Annotated in this window: 14 protein-coding genes; 9 read left to right on the top strand and 5 right to left on the bottom strand. The window is 35.7% G+C overall.

The features are described from left to right. Positions 1 to 83: 83 nt before the first annotated feature. On the top strand, positions 84 to 410 hold the full coding sequence (locus H1X92_RS02920; RefSeq protein ID WP_180558765.1) for a hypothetical protein: 327 nt from the start codon (positions 84 to 86) through the stop codon (positions 408 to 410). An 865-nt stretch (positions 411 to 1,275) separates the two neighbouring features. Here H1X92_RS02920 and ygfZ read toward each other — a convergent pair. Continuing rightward, positions 1,276 to 2,262: a tRNA-modifying protein YgfZ gene (gene ygfZ, locus H1X92_RS02930; RefSeq protein WP_180558767.1), complete on the bottom strand. Its 987-nt coding sequence runs from the start codon at positions 2,260 to 2,262 to the stop codon at positions 1,276 to 1,278. Between the two features lie 259 nt (positions 2,263 to 2,521). On the opposite strand from ygfZ, the gene sdhE reads away from it, so the two are divergent. Both sdhE and H1X92_RS02940 read left to right on the top strand, forming a co-directional pair. Continuing rightward, a complete protein-coding gene (gene sdhE, locus H1X92_RS02935; protein WP_026821812.1) occupies positions 2,522 to 2,788 on the top strand; it encodes an FAD assembly factor SdhE in 267 nt (88 codons plus the stop codon). Beyond that, positions 2,769 to 3,176: a protein YgfX gene (locus H1X92_RS02940; protein WP_180558768.1), complete on the top strand. Its 408-nt coding sequence runs from the start codon at positions 2,769 to 2,771 to the stop codon at positions 3,174 to 3,176. The genes sdhE and H1X92_RS02940 overlap by 20 nt, the downstream gene beginning before the upstream one ends. A gap of 15 nt (positions 3,177 to 3,191) precedes the next feature. Here the strand turns inward: H1X92_RS02940 and fldB are convergent, their stop codons facing one another. From fldB to H1X92_RS02955, 3 genes are all read right to left on the bottom strand, one after another. Beyond that, the gene (gene fldB / locus H1X92_RS02945; RefSeq protein WP_180558769.1) at positions 3,192 to 3,710 is read right to left on the bottom strand and encodes a flavodoxin FldB; all 519 of its coding nucleotides are present in this window, start codon (positions 3,708 to 3,710) and stop codon (positions 3,192 to 3,194) included. A gap of 471 nt (positions 3,711 to 4,181) precedes the next feature. Further along, the gene (locus tag H1X92_RS02950) at positions 4,182 to 5,495 is read right to left on the bottom strand and encodes a S8 family serine peptidase (RefSeq protein ID WP_180558770.1); all 1,314 of its coding nucleotides are present in this window, start codon (positions 5,493 to 5,495) and stop codon (positions 4,182 to 4,184) included. A 979-nt stretch (positions 5,496 to 6,474) separates the two neighbouring features. Beyond that, positions 6,475 to 6,648 (bottom strand): hypothetical protein, encoded by a 174-nt coding sequence (locus H1X92_RS02955; RefSeq protein WP_180558771.1) that lies wholly within the window; start codon positions 6,646 to 6,648, stop codon positions 6,475 to 6,477. Between the two features lie 515 nt (positions 6,649 to 7,163). Between H1X92_RS02955 and xerD the strand changes: the two genes are divergently transcribed. From xerD to lysS, 5 genes are all read left to right on the top strand, one after another. Next, complete coding sequence (gene xerD, locus H1X92_RS02960) at positions 7,164 to 8,051, top strand: site-specific tyrosine recombinase XerD (protein ID WP_370520634.1); 888 nt, start codon at positions 7,164 to 7,166, stop codon at positions 8,049 to 8,051. A gap of 22 nt (positions 8,052 to 8,073) precedes the next feature. Beyond that, positions 8,074 to 8,781 (top strand): bifunctional protein-disulfide isomerase/oxidoreductase DsbC, encoded by a 708-nt coding sequence (gene dsbC / locus H1X92_RS02965; protein WP_180558773.1) that lies wholly within the window; start codon positions 8,074 to 8,076, stop codon positions 8,779 to 8,781. Between the two features lie 13 nt (positions 8,782 to 8,794). Next, positions 8,795 to 10,531 carry a single-stranded-DNA-specific exonuclease RecJ gene (recJ, locus tag H1X92_RS02970; protein WP_180558842.1) on the top strand — a complete coding sequence of 579 codons (1,737 nt, stop codon included), beginning with the start codon at positions 8,795 to 8,797 and terminating at the stop codon, positions 10,529 to 10,531. 287 nt (positions 10,532 to 10,818) lie between these two features. Then, positions 10,819 to 11,917 (top strand): peptide chain release factor 2 gene (prfB, locus tag H1X92_RS02975; RefSeq protein ID WP_180558774.1). Its coding sequence is split into 2 segments (ribosomal slippage): positions 10,819 to 10,893 and positions 10,895 to 11,917, totalling 1,098 coding nucleotides; the frame shifts between segments, so codons are not numbered across the junction. 9 nt (positions 11,918 to 11,926) lie between these two features. Next, the gene (gene lysS / locus H1X92_RS02980) at positions 11,927 to 13,441 is read left to right on the top strand and encodes a lysine--tRNA ligase (RefSeq protein WP_180558775.1); all 1,515 of its coding nucleotides are present in this window, start codon (positions 11,927 to 11,929) and stop codon (positions 13,439 to 13,441) included. Between the two features lie 62 nt (positions 13,442 to 13,503). Here lysS and H1X92_RS02985 read toward each other — a convergent pair whose 3' ends face one another. Next, complete coding sequence (locus H1X92_RS02985; protein WP_180558776.1) at positions 13,504 to 14,157, bottom strand: epoxyqueuosine reductase QueH; 654 nt, start codon at positions 14,155 to 14,157, stop codon at positions 13,504 to 13,506. A gap of 714 nt (positions 14,158 to 14,871) precedes the next feature. On the opposite strand from H1X92_RS02985, the gene H1X92_RS02990 reads away from it, so the two are divergent. After that, positions 14,872 to 16,785, top strand: a complete 1,914-nt coding sequence (locus H1X92_RS02990) for an enterotoxin (RefSeq protein ID WP_180558777.1) — start codon at positions 14,872 to 14,874, stop codon at positions 16,783 to 16,785. The last annotated feature ends 414 nt before the right edge of the window (positions 16,786 to 17,199 follow it).

The raw sequence follows: 17,199 nt of genomic DNA on the forward strand, positions 1-17,199 counted from the left end.
AGTTTCATTGTTATATTTTTTTATTATAACACTATTTAATATGTAGGATTTATACTGTTATTTAATCAAGGAAAGGATAAAAAATGGAAAGTACAATCACTTCTCAAACTAATAATAATGGCAAATCATCAGAACAATCCCTAGAGGAATATTATCAATCATATTCTAACCCATTATTAATAGATGGTGTTTTTGGTGATAAACTTGATATATTGTTAGTAAAAGCGATAACCGAATCAACACTACAAATGGCAGATAGTATAGATGAAATAGCTGAGATTTTGACTGATGCTACAGTTACTTTTGCTGCTGCTAATGAAAGTGTGGCAGTAATAATGAATAATATTATTCAGACAGAGGCTATGATTTCCCTTGTAGCAGCTATTACTCCTACATTAAGAATGAATTAACCGCGATAACGAATATTTTTCTAGTAATAACAATAGCGCTAGAGTTATATTTTGGCGCTATTTTTATTTGGTTCTTGCCTATTTGATTCCAGTTTAATTAAAGTCAGAATGATGTGACGAAGGTTTAGCTGTGAATATTATGCCATTATGCTGCCAGTTATTATTAAGCGTTATTCTGCCGATAACCATTTATGACTTTATGCAAGTATCAGGTTGTTTTAATCTAAAAATATATATTTTTATAATTATTAAATTTATTCAACAAAATAAGTTATATTGCATTTATATGGGTTTAATATTACTAGTCACGTTGCCAGGTTTGATTGGTAAATAGCTGCATAAAATAACATTAATGCAATTTGCTGTAGTTGCGAATAAATTTTTGTGTATTTTATGGTCAGGGAAAGGGATTAACAACAGAGAAAACGTGTTGCATGGTCGTAGGTAATGGTGATTACCTCAAGGATGATGAAGTTGTTGCTAAATTGACGGGTTCTTATTCTCAACCATAAGCAATTGGTAAGTGTAAGATAAAAAAGATCCAAAACTTTTATAGAATATAATTAAAGGTTCGCCATTGAAGCGAATAATATTTAAGTAAAATATATCCATCCACCCAAACTCTCTAATATCAACCAACTGATTAATTAATTGGCAAATCTACCCATTCATCAGAGTCATTCTGAATCTTTAAACTATAATTGTATAGGCGATAATTGATATGCTGCTTTGGTTTTTACCAATGAAATTAATAAGATGACTTAATTAGAGATTAATTTTATAACAGGGCTATTTTCAAGATCCCTGTTTTGCCATAGGAAAAATGCTTAACGGAATAAATTTTTATTAGCAATCAATGCATATGCTATTCCTCTTCCGTCAATAAATAAGGCAAGGGTTGAATAGTAAGTTGGCTTTGTTCTTCTCCTGCCACACGGAAAACACTCTCTTTAGCCATATCATTATTCATAACAACTTGAATACTAATAAAACCCTTTACCAAGTTAACGGCCGCCAATACTATTCCAGTACGCCGCCAGTTATCACCAATTTTCCATTCGATAGCTTCTCCGGCTTTTGGCAGCGTGTTTGCTGACCCTGCTAACCAAAACATGGCGCGTTTATTGGCACCGCGATATTTTGCTCGAGCGACCGTTTCCTGTCCGCTGTAGCAGCCTTTGTGAAAACTGATACTGGCCGGTAATGCTTGTAGATTAACGGCTTGTGGAATAAATTGTTCACTATTTTCAATATCAATATTAGCAATACCGGCAGCAATATCTAAAGCTAGCCATTGCTGACTATCACCATGTTGGGGGAAATGTTTTGTCAGTTTAGCTGCAGTCGCGCTATCGGTAACAATTAAAAAACGTTCGGATGGTACATTAAAGTGGAGTAAAGTCGTTTGCTCAAGATGTATAACTGGTTTTTCCTGATTAGGCAATTGAGCAAAGTGATTGCTCAAGGTAGCGCGAGCCCCTTGGCCAGCAACTCCTAACAACATAATATTAGGTTGCTGACTGAGGGTTATTTGCGAGAAAACCGCGTATTTTTTCAGTTCACTTAGTTGTTTTACTGCCACATTGGAGCGTAAAATATAGCCAAAGCCTTCGTTATAGTGAAATAAACGTAGCGTGCTCCACATTTTCCCTTTGGCATCACAGTGGGCGGTGAATATATGTTGTTGTGGCGTTAACGTGGTAATATCCGCGGTTAATTGACCCTGTAAATATTTTTCGGCATCAATCCCTGTTGCTGTGATAAAACTCCAGTCGTTAAGTGACATTAATGTTAATGGTAATTGGTGCTCTGTTTTGCCAGTCTCTGGTGTAAATTTATTTAGGCTTATCATGTGATCATCCGTTAGTAACCTGGATAAGAGTTGTCATAATGGTAAAATAGCTAGCTGACAAAGCAAGTAATATTATCAAAATTAACTAACAAAATTTATGTCGAATAATTTTTCTATATAAAGTTTTTAGTTAGTGACTAGTTGTGGTTTTTACAAAAATGTTACTTAAATCATTTCGATATTGATTAGAATTTGCTACGCTAAATTATGATATGGAAGCAAAAATTATTCACAAAAGTATTTAAGGTTATTTTATTTTATGGATATCAATCATAAACCCAGGATCCACTGGGCATGTCGCAGGGGAATGCGTGAGTTGGACATCGCCATTATGCCTTTTTTTGAGTATGAATATGATTCACTCACAGAGGATGAGAAATGTCTGTTTGTTCGTTTACTAGAGTGTGCAGATCCTGATTTGTTCAACTGGTTGATGAATCATGGACGTCCTGATGATGATGGTCTTTATCATATGATTCAATTGATACAGAGTAGAAATAAACAACGTGGTTCTTTGGAAATTTAATATCAATGTTTCGTGGCTGACGCAGCTTTTTTCAACGGGTGTTCATGTGGGAATTGGCTTGTTAGTTTTCTTTTCATCTTGGCCGCCAAATAATCTGGTCACTTGGTTGATAGCGACCTTATTGATTGTGGCAAGTTGGGTAAGGAGTCAAAAAAATATAAGTCGTTGTAAAGGTAGCTTAGTTTTACTTAATGGTAATAAGATACAGTGGAAGAAAAGCGAATGGCTGATTGTTAAAAAACCTTGGTTTTGTTTTTTTGGTGTAAAACTTACTCTTCGCTCATGGCAATGTAATAAGCGGATTCGGTTATGGATTGCTTCAGATAGTATGCCAGAAGAGGAGTGGCGGAATTTAAATCAATTGCTGTTGCAGTACCCTGATATTTGATATGAAATAGAAGCCTTATAATAAGGCTTCTATTTCATTTAATATTTGCATACACCACTGTTCTATTCGTTCGTCTGTTTGTTCGAATTGGTTAGTTTCATCGAGCGCTAGTCCAACAAACTGACTACCATCCGTTGTTAAGGGTTTAAGACTGCTAAAGGTATACCCTGATGTGGGCCAAAAACCGACAAATTTAACTTGCATCAGTAATAATTGATGATAAAGCATACCAAGTGCATCAAGAAACCAATCGCCATAATCAATTTGATCACCTAAACCATAAAGGCATACAATTTTGCCGGCGAGATTTAACGAACAGAGTTCATCCCAAATGGTTTGCCAATCTTCCTGTAGTTCGCCAAAATCCCAGGTAGGAATACCTAAAATCAGGATTTGGTAATTTTCCATTAATTGCGGCGAAATATCTTTAATATTATGTAAATCAACTAACTCTTCACCTAAATTATATTGGATTTTCTCTGCTACCATTTCGGTGTAGCAGGTACTAGAACCATAAAAAAGACCTATTTTCATTTTGCAACTGGTTGTCATTTTGCAATTAATAATAAAGTATTGTAGCAAAAAATATTATAATTCAGTAAATTAAGTTTGATTTGCAGATCAAATTATCAGTTATATTATTTCATTAATGTTAATAGATATGGTTGTTTTTTTGATATGCCTCATATTATCATCAATAAAGATAGAAAATAATTATTTTTAACCTATTCTCTAATTAGTCCTTGCAATTTCTACGCCTTATTTGTTCATTTCATTCTTGTTAGATAGAGACTTTCCCTGGTGTTGTGTTTGATATGTTTGCCAGTTTAAACTGGCTTTTTTTTATGCTATTTTCTGTTTTTTATAATATTTAATATTGCAATTTCTCGATAATACGTTTAAAAAACCAGATCTTTATCTGTTAAAAAATTTGCGATCTGGTTTTAAAGTTAGATTGCTAAATGGCAATCTCTTTTATTATTAGTAACGCATAGTTAACACTTTTTATTGGAAACGCCTCTGTAAGGTATTAATTGCTCGACGTACATTAGATAATGGGCCAATATTTATCCATTTATTGCTCGTTTGATGGAATCCTTGTGGTGTACCTGTTTCGATTAAAAGTGCACGCATGTCCTTAGGTTTAATAACATCACCAATATGCTGTTTATACCATGATTGGATTGCCACGACAGCGGAAGCAACAATCGGTGTTGCAGATGATGTCCCCGAGAAAGTATGGGTATAATTATTATGCTCACCGCTATCATATAGATCGTTATAACCGGTTGTGACGACATTTAAACCCCATCCTTGCACATGTACCATGCTGCCATAAGTGGTGAAATCTGTTGGTATCAGGTATTTTTTATCGCCCGCACCAACACGAATTGCACCGTTATCGCCATCATCATTACGGTTTCTATATTCATTATATAATTTATGATCTAAATCCTCAGCGCCATTGCCCGCTGCCATAATGACAATTATGCCTGCATCAGTGGCTTCTTTTGTGATATCCCAGACCGCTTTTTGATAATCGGCTGGAACATATTTAATACGTGGTCCCATTGATTGTAATTCGTAGATGAATATATCTCCTGGCCTTAAGTATTTTAATGCTTTAGCAATTCCATTAACGCGCCCAGCCGGTGCTTCTGAAACGCCATAAAAAGAATCTGCGCCATGCACTAATCCTTTTATCCCCAATCCCATATCTTTGGCATACATTATTCCAGCAACTGCTGTGCCATGTTCATTTTTAAACGGATATTCTGGTGACAGATTAATAAAACTTTTTCTTTGTAAATTAACATGGTTAAAATCAAATCCACCTTCTATATCTGCACAGCGGATCCCTTGTCCTGTGATACCAAGTGACCAGGCATACTCAATATCAATACCAATATGATCTACAGTTGTCCCACCTTGATAGCCCTGAAGGGGATTAAAATTAGGTGTATTATGAATTTGCCCTGTCTTATGATCTGATAACTGCCTAAATGGTGGTGGTGTGTCGGTATGTTCTATATAGGCGTATTCAACAAAATCATAACTATTTATTTTATCTGCTAAACTTTGTAGTTCATCCAATGGCATATTGTCCGCTTCTGCAACATAGCAAATACCAGTAAGGTTTTGGCAATTAATTAACTGGTTTTTTATTGTGAGTAAATCATCATCAACAATAGAATAGTAATTAAAGTCATTCAGAAAGCTATCTTTTAAAACAGCAGGTTTTAAAATTAATTTATTATTATCTTTTCTTTCTTGGATAACAGATTTATTGAATTTTATAATAAATTTATGTTTTTTCATTGTTAAGCTCCATATTATTAAAGCTGATTTATCATTATTATTTCGCTTAGTTAGCGAAGAAAAAATTTAACATAATAATTTTTATTTAAGATAATTAAAATTGATGAAGATTATTTTATCGGTTTAAGTAATCAAATTTAATTTATTTTCATTCTATGAATAGTTTCACAAAATTAATGGAAGAGGTTTTTTTATAACTAAAATATGTTAAATAAGGCGTTTAATAATTAAATAAATTAATGTTAATAGGGCGGCGAGAAATAATTTTTTTAATTTGTTATTTTGATATACTTAAAGTGTATAAGATAGTTTTTATTTTTATAAGAATAAGTTTTTACTTTATTACTATTTAAATGATTTTTTATCATTATCTAAGTAATGAAATTTATTAAAAAATAAATCTATTATTTAAATTAATCGTGATATCTGACCAGTAAAAATATTATTTAGTTGTCGATTAATAACAATCTATTATTATTTATAATAGGTTTGAAATTTCCCCCAATGACGAAAACAACATGGAAGTTAGCCAAATTCGCTCATTATTAAAGCAAATTGATTATATAACTAAAATGCTTGGGCGGCATAACTAGCGTAACTGTGGTTATTGAATAAACCAAATTTTACTCCGTCAACCCGATATAGACAGGCTTTATCTACGCCCGCCTGTTCTGCGTGAATCAAAAATAGAGTAAATAGGCGGCAGCAACACGACTTTGGTTCTTCTTAGTATTATTAATTTTACTGGCATAAGCGGTTAACGCCCATTTAGTGATATAGCGTTTATCTGCTGAAAGCCACGTTTAGCGAGTCTATTATGCACATGATCTTGGATTTCATTAAATGTTTTTCGGATTGGCGGTATCAATTGCGTAATAATGATATGAGTAAAAATCAAAAAGGAACATGACTGTTTTTTATATAGACAAGAAAGTTATCGACAAAATTTTCATTTTTAAAAACAAAAGTAGTTCCGCAACTACCAATTTTTTACCCAAGGTGTGCTTGCTCGGATCGTATTGATAACGGCACGATAAAAATCATAAAACTCGACAACTGGGCGCTGATTATTTTTGGCAGTTGTCCACAAGAAAGCAAGATCGGGTTCATTCCAGATTTCATATTCAGAAATCGAATCAGCAAGACCTATCAAATAATTAATACTATATCTTTCTACTGTTAGTCATTGGTTTATCCCATTAAATTATTTTTAGTTTTATTTGGTATAGTGTTTTTCTGGTAATATCTTATTGGAATATCAATTTATAAAATATCAATTGGTTATAGCAAAATTAATTAAATAATAGCGTGGTTGATTTATTTTTATATTTTTGATTAGAATATTTATAATAACATCTCAAATTTTTATTTTTTACCAATTTAAATAATGATTATTGTAGATAATCGTTATTAGTTGATAAAAACTAAGAGGAATAGAGCGTTGCTTATGCCTAGTTCACAATATTTAATACTATAATTAATCAGTGAATTTTGATTTAGCTTATTAATTTTAATTAGGTATATAAATTATTATTCTAATTTAATTAATAAAGAAACAACCTGCATAAATGTTAGTGTGGCATTGTGGCAGAAAGTATTTTTTGAGGCATAATATGGTGCAATTAATTTACTAGGAGTGCTGTTGTGTCAACAGAAAAAAACAGAGACATTCATCCGTTGATAGAACAATTTCTCGATACTATTTGGCTTGAGCACGATTTAGCCGCTAATACGCTTTCTTCTTATCGTACTGATTTACAAACATTAGTTGGTTGGTTGTCGCGCCATGGTTATGATCTGCTTACGGTAGAGGTCACGGATTTACAATCTTTTCTGGCTGAACGCGTAGAGGGCGGTTATAAAGCAACGAGTTCTGCTCGTTTACTTAGTGCTATGCGGCGCTTATTCCAGTATTTCTATCGAGAGAAACTCCGTAGCGATGATCCAACGGCACAATTGTCGGCACCTAAATTGCCAAGACGGCTACCTAAAGATCTTAATGAGAAGCAAGTTGAAGATTTATTGCATGCGCCTACCATCCATGATCCGATTGAATTAAGAGATAAAACAATGCTTGAGGTGCTTTATGCATGTGGGCTACGTGTTTCTGAACTGGTTGGGCTAACATTAACAGATATTAGTTTGCGTCAGGGTGTTATTCGGGTAGTGGGAAAAGGGAATAAAGAACGGTTGGTACCTTTAGGTGAAGAGGCTATTTATTGGTTGGAAACTTATTTAACGGAAAGTCGTCCAATCTTACTTAATGGACTGACCAATGATGTGTTATTTCCGAGTAAAAGAGGTACGCAAATGACGCGTCAGACTTTTTGGCATCGGATTAAATATTATGCAGCAATTGCTGGAATTGATAGTGAAAAACTTTCTCCTCACGTATTAAGACATGCATTTGCCACCCATTTGCTAAATCATGGCGCAGATCTGCGTGTAGTACAAATGTTGCTAGGACACAGTGATCTTTCTACTACACAGATCTATACCCATGTTGCCACAGAGCGGTTAAGGCAATTGCATCAACAACATCATCCTCGAGGTTGATTGTGGTTCAAGGAAATTTTAAATGAAAAAAAATATTGTATGGGTAATTAGTCTTCTGGCCGCAATGTCACATTCTGCTTTGGCTGATGATGTCGCTATTAAAAGAACATTGAATAAAATGGGCATAGAAACTGAGAATATCCATCCGTCACCTATTGTCGGTCTGAGTACAGTGATCACTAACCAAGGCCTGGTTTATGTAACCGAAGACGGTAAGTATTTATTAGAAGGGCCTATTTATGATTTAAGTGGTCAAATGCCGGTTAATGTCACAAATCAGATCTTAGCAAAAAAAATAGAAGCGATGAGTGATCAGATGATCATATTTAAGGCACCAGAGGAAAAATATATTGTTACCGTGTTTACTGATGTTACCTGCGGTTATTGCAAAAAATTTCATCAAGACATAGCAGAATATAATAAAAAGGGGGTCACTGTACGTTATTTAGCATTTCCTAGCAATGGTCTTCACCATGAATCAGCTAAAACAATGACATCTATCTGGTGTAGCGCTGATCGACAAAAAGTATTAACAGAAGCTTTTAAAGGTGAAACGATTTCTCCAATTGAAAAATGCAAAACAGTCGATATTAAGGCTCAGTTTAATATTGGTCACATGCTTGGTATCAATGGAACACCCGCTTTGGTGTTAGAAGATGGCACAGTAATACCTGGTTATATGACAGCCGATGATTTAGTTAAAGGGTTAGCAAAACTTAAGAAAAAATAATAATGAGTTAACAATAAATATGAAAATACAGCTTCGTCGCCGACCAAAAGCAGATGATAGCCACCTTCCAGCTCATTTATCTCCGCTATTACGCCGTTTGTATGCTATGAGAGGTGTGTTGTCAGAAAATGAGTTAGAAACAGGAGCTAAAGGATTACTTAATTACCAATCACTGAATGGGATTGAAACTGCGGTTCAACTATTAATCACTGCCCTACATGAACATTGGCGGATTATTGTGGTCGGTGATTTCGATGCCGATGGTGCAACGAGTACCGCATTGACACTGCGAGCGCTGAGCGCGATGGGATATCGTCATTTTGATTATTTGGTGCCTAACCGATTTGAAGATGGATATGGGCTTAGCCCGCAGGTTGTTAATGAAGTTATTAAAAGAAAAGCGCAACTTATTATTACCGTTGATAATGGCATATCCTCCCATGAAGGCGTTGCTGTTGCTCATCGACACGGTATAAAAGTGATCATTACCGACCACCATTTGCCAGGAGAAAAACTGCCTTGTGCAGAAGCAATTATTAATCCTAATTTAGCTGATTGTCACTTTCCATCAAAAGCATTAGCCGGGGTTGGTGTCAGTTTTTATTTGATGTCAGCATTACGTGCAGCGTTGCGCCAGACCGGTTGGTTTGAGCAACAGTCACGTAAGATGCCTAATCTGGCTGAATTACTAGATTTGGTGGCATTAGGGACGGTGGCGGATGTTGTTCCCTTGGATAGTAATAATCGTATTTTAGTTTATCAAGGTTTAAATCGTATTCGGGCGGGCCGCAGCTGTGTCGGGATCAAAGCTTTGATTGAAGTTTCCAAACGTGATGTTAGTCGTCTGGTTGCTAATGATTTAGGTTTCTCCATTGGACCACGGCTCAATGCTGCTGGAAGATTAGATGATATGTCAATCGGCGTGGAGCTGCTATTGACTGACGATATCGTGCACGCTAGGAAATTGGCTAATGAATTAGATAGCTTAAATCGTACCCGCCGCGAAATTGAACAAGATATGCAGCAAGAGGCTTGGCATATTTTTTCACAAATAGAAAAAAAACGTCATCAAATACCTAATGGTCTAGCACTCTATCATCCCGAATGGCATCAGGGAGTAGTAGGAATATTGGCTTCTCGCATCAAAGAACGTTTTCATCGTCCGGTTATCGCCTTCGCGCCAGCAGGCGAAGGGATTTTAAAGGGTTCAGGGCGTTCCATCAATGGTTTACATTTACGAGATGCACTTGAGCGCTTAGATACACTTAATCCAGGATTAATTTTAAAGTTTGGCGGCCATGCCATGGCGGCAGGATTAACTCTGGAGGAGCAGAAGTTTACTCAGTTTCAAGAGAACTTTTCTAATCTGATGGCAGAACTGCTAGATAACGATATGCTTGAAGGGGTTATTTGGAGTGATGGTGAGCTAAATAATGAAGAGTTGTCGCTGGATATTGCTGAACAAATTAGAAATGGCGGGCCATGGGGACAGGCTTTTCCTGAGCCTATCTTTGATGGCAAATTTAGGTTACTGCAACAACGTCTTGTGGGTGATAGTCATTTAAAAGTGATGCTAGAACCTCTGACTGGTGGCCCGATGATAGATGGTATTGCCTTTAATATTGATACTGCTTATTGGCCTGACAATAGTATTAAAATGGTCGAATTGGCTTATAAACTTGATGTCAATGAGTATCGTGGTAATCGTAACATCCAGTTACTTATTCAACATTTATGGCCTTGCGAATAGTCTTTAGCCTAATCTGACCATTATTTTTCACTGAAAGTGGTAGGGTATGGCTATGATTTTCCTTATTATAATCAATATATTTCTGCTACTAATTTGCTAATAGTTAGATTTAAAGCACTTTCTTATCGTGGCATTTACTGATTAAAAGCGGTCATTTGGTTGCTAAAAGGGGTTATCATGAAGCATATTGACTGAAAAACTATAATCCCGCAATCAGATCCGCTACAATAGGCGGTTTATATTTTTATGACTTTTTAATGAAAATTACATAAATAAGATACAAGGGTATGTTTGAAATTAATCCAATAAAAAATCAAATTCAGGATCTGTCTGAGCGGACGAAGATCTTGAGGGGGTATCTTTGACTATGATGCCAAGAAAGAGCGTTTGGAAGAAGTAAACGCAGAACTTGAACAGCCTGATGTATGGAACGAACCTGAGCGAGCCCAAGCATTGGGTAAGGAACGTTCTTCTCTTGAAGCCATAGTAGAAACCATCGACGCGTTAATACAAGGTTTAGATGATGTATCTGGTTTGCTCGATCTAGCAATCGAAGCTGATGACGAAGAAACTTTTCATGAGGCGGTAGCAGAGTTAGCGCAATTGGAAGGAAAACTGGGGCAATTGGAATTTCGCCGTATGTTTTCAGGGCAGTATGACAGTGCTAACTGTTATCTTGATTTACAGGCAGGCTCGGGAGGAACGGAGGCACAAGACTGGGCTAGCATGTTAATGCGTATGTATCTGCGTTGGGCTGAGTCAAAAGGTTTTAAAACTGAGATTATTGAAGCGTCAGATGGCGATGTGGCTGGTTTAAAATCTGCCACGATAAAAATTATTGGTGAGTATGCGTATGGGTGGTTACGTACTGAAACGGGTGTTCATCGATTAGTGCGTAAAAGTCCTTTTGATTCAGGCGGTCGCCGCCATACTTCTTTTAGCTCAGCCTTTATTTATCCTGAAGTGGATGATGATATTGATATTGAAATTAATCCGGCGGATTTGCGTATTGATGTTTATCGAGCATCAGGGGCTGGTGGTCAACATGTTAATAAAACAGAGTCAGCGGTACGTATAACTCATATTCCAACTGGCATTGTTACTCAATGTCAGAATGACCGTTCACAGCATAAGAATAAAGATCAGGCTTTTAAGCAACTAAAAGCAAAATTATATGAGCTTGAGATGCAAAAGAAAAATGCCGATAAACAAGCATTAGAAGAAAATAAATCTGATATTGGCTGGGGTAGCCAAATTCGTTCTTATGTGCTGGATGATTCTCGAATTAAAGATCTACGTACAGGTGTTGAAAATCGCAATACCCAAGCGGTACTGGATGGTGATCTGGACAAATTCATTGAAGCCAGCTTGAAAGCTGGCTTATGAGGAAAAAAGATGTCTCAACAACAACAGGGTACTGATCAGGCCCTTGATTTAAATAATGAATTAAAAACTCGTCGAGAAAAACTGGCGGGATTGCGTGGTAATGGCATTGCTTTTCCTAATGATTTTCGCCGGGAGTATTTATCTAGCGATTTACATGGTAAGTATGCGGATCAGGATGCGGAGCAGCTTACAGCACTGAATATTGATGTCTCTGTTGCCGGACGAATGATTACACGCCGTATCATGGGTAAAGCCTCTTTTGCTACCTTACAAGATATGGGGGGGCGCATTCAGATTTATATTTCTCGTGATGATTTACCTGAAGGGATCTATAACGAACAATTTAAGAAATGGGATCTGGGCGATATTCTCGGTGTTAAAGGTAAATTATTCAAGACCAAAACCGGCGAATTAACCATTCATGGTTATGAAGTTTATTTATTAACCAAAGCATTGCGTCCTTTACCAGATAAATTCCATGGGCTGGCAGATCAGGAAACGCGTTATCGCCAACGTTATCTTGATCTTATTGCTAATGATCGATCACGGCAGACTTTTATTACGCGTTCACGTGTGCTATCTGCTTTACGTAACTTTATGGTTAGTAAAGATTTCATGGAAGTTGAAACACCCATGATGCAGGTTATACCGGGTGGCGCAGCAGCTCGTCCATTTATTACTCATCATAATGCGTTAGATATTGATATGTATCTGCGTATTGCGCCAGAACTTTATTTGAAACGTTTAGTTGTTGGTGGATTTGAGCGAGTTTTTGAAATTAATCGTAATTTTCGCAATGAAGGTATTTCGCCGCGGCATAATCCAGAGTTTACCATGATGGAACTTTATATGGCTTATGCTGATTATAAAGATCTTATTGTATTAACCGAAGAATTATTCCGAACGGTAACTCAAGAAGTATTAGGTACATCTCAGGTAAAATATGGTGAGCATCTATTTGATTTCGGGCAGCCTTTTAGCAAAATGACCATGAAAGAAGCGATAGTCAAATATCGTGCGGAAACGGTGCTGGCTGATTTGGATGATATGACTAAAGCGACAGCGATCGCAAAATCACTAAATATTGAGCCAGAAAAAGGCTGGGGATTAGGTCGTCTACAATGTGAAATTTTTGAGGCAGTGGCAGAAAGCCATTTGATCCAACCGACATTTATTACGGAATATCCGGCAGAAGTGTCTCCCTTAGCTCGTCGTAATGATAATAATCCATTTATTACCGATCGATTTGAATTCTTCATTGGTGGTCGTGAAATTGGTAATGGTTTTTCTGAGCTTAATGATGCAGAAGATCAAGCCGAGCGCTTTGCACAGCAGGTTCGACAGAAAGATGAAGGTGATGATGAAGCCATGTTTTATGATGAGGATTATATCACCGCACTGGAGCATGGATTGCCACCAACGGCCGGTTTAGGTATCGGTATTGATCGGATGATCATGTTATTAACGGATAGCCATACAATTCGTGATGTTATTCTGTTTCCAGCATTACGGCCTGGTAAATAGCCTATTAGATTGCATAAACAATGCCTGGCTTTAGCCAGGCATTGTTATTTTTGTTCGATCTATTATTTGTCGGCAGTGTAATATTTAACCCCAATGCGAATAATTTCGCGTCCTTGTGAGCGCCGATGTTTATTGGTATCTCGCAGAGAATAGATACAACCGCAATATTCTTGTTGATAAAATTGTTCGCGCTTACTAATTTCAACCATTCTGGCTGAGCCGCCTTGCTTACGCCAGTTATAGTCCCAGTAAGTAAGGCCATCGTAATGGCTGGCAGCACGCTTACCACAATCATTGATTTGTTGCATATTCTTCCAGCGAGAAATGCCTAATGAACTGGAGATAATGCTAAAACCATGTTCAGCAGCGTAGAGCGCGGTACGCTCAAATCGCATATCAAAACACATAGTGCAACGAATTCCGCGCTCAGGTTCTTGTTCCATTCCTTTAGCACGGGTAAACCAGTTATCACTATCATAATCAGCATCAATAAACGGCACATTATGCTGCTCAGCGAAACGAATATTTTCGTTTTTGCGGATCTCGTATTCTCGTTGTGGATGAATATTTGGATTATAGAAAAAAATAGTATAATCAATACCTGAAGCACTTAGTGCTTCCATCACTTCACCTGAACAGGGAGCACAACAAGAGTGCAGTAATAATTTATTAGCGCCATTAGGCAGCGTTAGTTTAGGACGGGTAAATTTATCCATGGTTGCAAATTTTTATAGTAATCGATAATAGGGCTAATAATAACAGCAAGCAAGACATATATAATAGCCTTTTTATTTTTTGGGTCAAATTTGTTTGTTATGAGGCAAAGAAGATTTATGACTAGTGATAAGTGATAAAGGCATTCACTACATTTGACTTAAGCAGAAATTAAATTGACGTTGATTGATATAAAAATTTATTTTATTGGATATTAATACAATATTGGATAATTTTTCGTTCAGGAATTAAAGCATATAAATATCTAGTTAAATTAAAATACTTTTATATGAAATATTGTAATAAGATAATATTTCAACTATTGCAAGTGATAGAAAAAAGGAAGCTAAATAAAATTTAGTAATCAATATTTAGTGTAAAAGATTTTGCTAAAAATAGCGTGAATTAATTATAAATAAATAGCAAAAATTTATACTGAAATTGAATGTGTTAAATTAAAAGAGTAAGCGATAGAAAATTTTAATAAATTGTTAAATATTTTAATAACAGAATTTTTTATTGAAAAAATTGCTTTTTATCTGTTTTTGCATCGCAAAATATTGCTTTAGCAGATTATCTTGAGTTAAATAAACCAGCAACTGCCAACCTGTTCACAATTTCTTGATAAAGTTTTTGCTGTAATAACGCGTGTTACATGCTTTTGGACTTGATTTTTGCAAAATAACATAATTAAGTAGTCAATAGGAGTTTATTGCATGAGAGCATCGAGGGTCATTATATTAAGTCTATTTATATCATTATGTTTAGTAAAATCTTTACAAGCAAAAGAGTATCAATTAACGGGTAAAAATATCAATATTCTGTTATCCGATAAGACTAAAGATATATTAGTTTGGTTTAAAAATAACAAAAATAATGATGTCATTAAAGCCGATAATTTATTTGAGATTAGTTTTAATTCAGCAAAAAAATTAACTGAAAAGGATTTTAACTTGCAAAATATTAAGCAAGATAAAAATACCATCACAATAAATTATATTAGGAATAATATTAAAGTAACAACGATACTTGCTTTATATGATCAAGCAAATTTTGCTCGTTACGAAATCCGCATCACTGCTGAAAATAAACCCTTAAACATGAGTATGGTTTCATTAATGCCTTTTAAAACCCAAGCGCCTTTTGTTTATGGTTCAGTTGTTAGTTCTCCAATTATTAGTGATTCATTTTTTATTATTCCAGAAAATCCGTTAACCAATACCACGGCTTATGAAGGCGGTGTAACGCAAAAAATAGGGCAGGCCATTCCTTTACAACCCGCTCATACCCTCAGTTATAAAACTTATATTGGCACTTATAAAAGTGGCCAATTGCGTCGTCATGTTAATCAGTTTTTAAATGTTGTTCGTGCTCGTCCTTATAATCCGTATTTGCACTATAATTCCTGGCTTGATATTGGTTTTTTTAATCCTTATACCGAAAAGCAAGCATTACTACGTATTGAACAGTATGGCGAAGCGTTGGTTAATAAACGCGGTATTAAATTAAATGGTTATTTATTTGATGATGGATGGGATAATTTAAAAGGTAACTGGGGATTCAGTAGCAATTTTCCTAATGAGTTTAAGAAATTAAAATTAGCGGCCGAAAAATATCATGCGGCCTTAGGCATTTGGTTATCACCTTGGGGCGGATATAATAAACCACGCGATATTCGCGTTTCACATGCAGCTGAATTTGGTTATGAAATAATGGATGGTAAATTGGCTTTATCCGGTGCTAATTATTATGCCAATTTTCATAAACGTATTTTAGCGTTAATAAAACAACAAAATATTACTATGTTTAAATTGGATGGTACCGGCAACGCAGATAAGGTGATTCCAGGTAGCCCATTTACTAGTGATTTTGCTGCGGCAATCCATATGATTAGTGATATGCGAAAAGCCAATAATAATCTTTATGTTAACTTGACCACTGGCACCCAAGCGACACCATCCTGGCTTTTTTACGCTGATTCGATTTGGCGTGGTGGTGATGATGTCAACTATTATGGCCCCGGTCCTAAAGTACAACAATGGCTGACTTATCGCGATGCTGAAACCTATCGTTCAATTGTGATGAAAGGCCCATTATTTCCTCTTAATTCTTTAATGTTGCATGGTATTATTTATGCTAAACAAGCCAAATATCTTAATCGACAGTCTGAGCAGGACTTTGCTGATCAGGTTTGGAGTTATTTTGCTACCGGCACTCAGTTACAAGAATTGTATATTACGCCTGAGCTGTTGAGCGATAATAATTGGCATGTATTAGCTACTGCAGCAAATTGGGCCCGTGAAAATCAAGCTATTTTATTTGACAGCCATTGGATAGGTAGTGATCCGACCAAATTAGCGATCTATGGTTGGGCTGCCTGGAGTAATAATAAATCGATTATCAGTTTAAGAAACCCATCGGATAAACTCCAAGAATATTATTTGGATTTACAGCATGATTTAGAATTACCGGCTGGCGCGCCACAAAGTTATCAAGTTAGCCTAAATTATATTAGTAAAAATGGCAGTAAAAAACCGACTAAGATTAATAAATCAACATTAGTGACATTATCGCCTTTTGAAACGGTTGTTATGTTATTAGAGCCTGATAGAGAAAAAAAAGGACGATAAAATATTGGCTAGGATTTGCGCTTAAAAAGCATAATTCAGTTAATTAGCCTCAAAATACAAATACCTCCTTGTCCTTGTTGGCATGGAGGATATTAACAGTTCATTTTTTTATTTTAATTTAGTGTGAAATTTTACAGCTATCAACGTTGATAATGGTACTATCTGATTTTATGTTGGTAATTTCTTGGTATTCCTTGTTTGCTTTTATTATTGCTTCTTTTTGAATCACTCGTATTATAAGAGAAAAACCTATCCCATTCGCTTTGATCTATATTATTTGTATCAACCATGCTGCCAGTGCAATGATATTTTTTTCTTCCTCTAATGACGCAGTAGTTGTGGCTGAAAAGAAGCGTGGTAGTATAAAAATGATTGATAATATTAAGAATTTATTTTTCATGTAAAGAGTCATAT

Origin of the sequence: Arsenophonus endosymbiont of Apis mellifera (assembly GCF_903968575.1) — a bacterium.
Lineage (GTDB): Bacteria > Pseudomonadota > Gammaproteobacteria > Enterobacterales > Enterobacteriaceae > Arsenophonus > Arsenophonus apicola.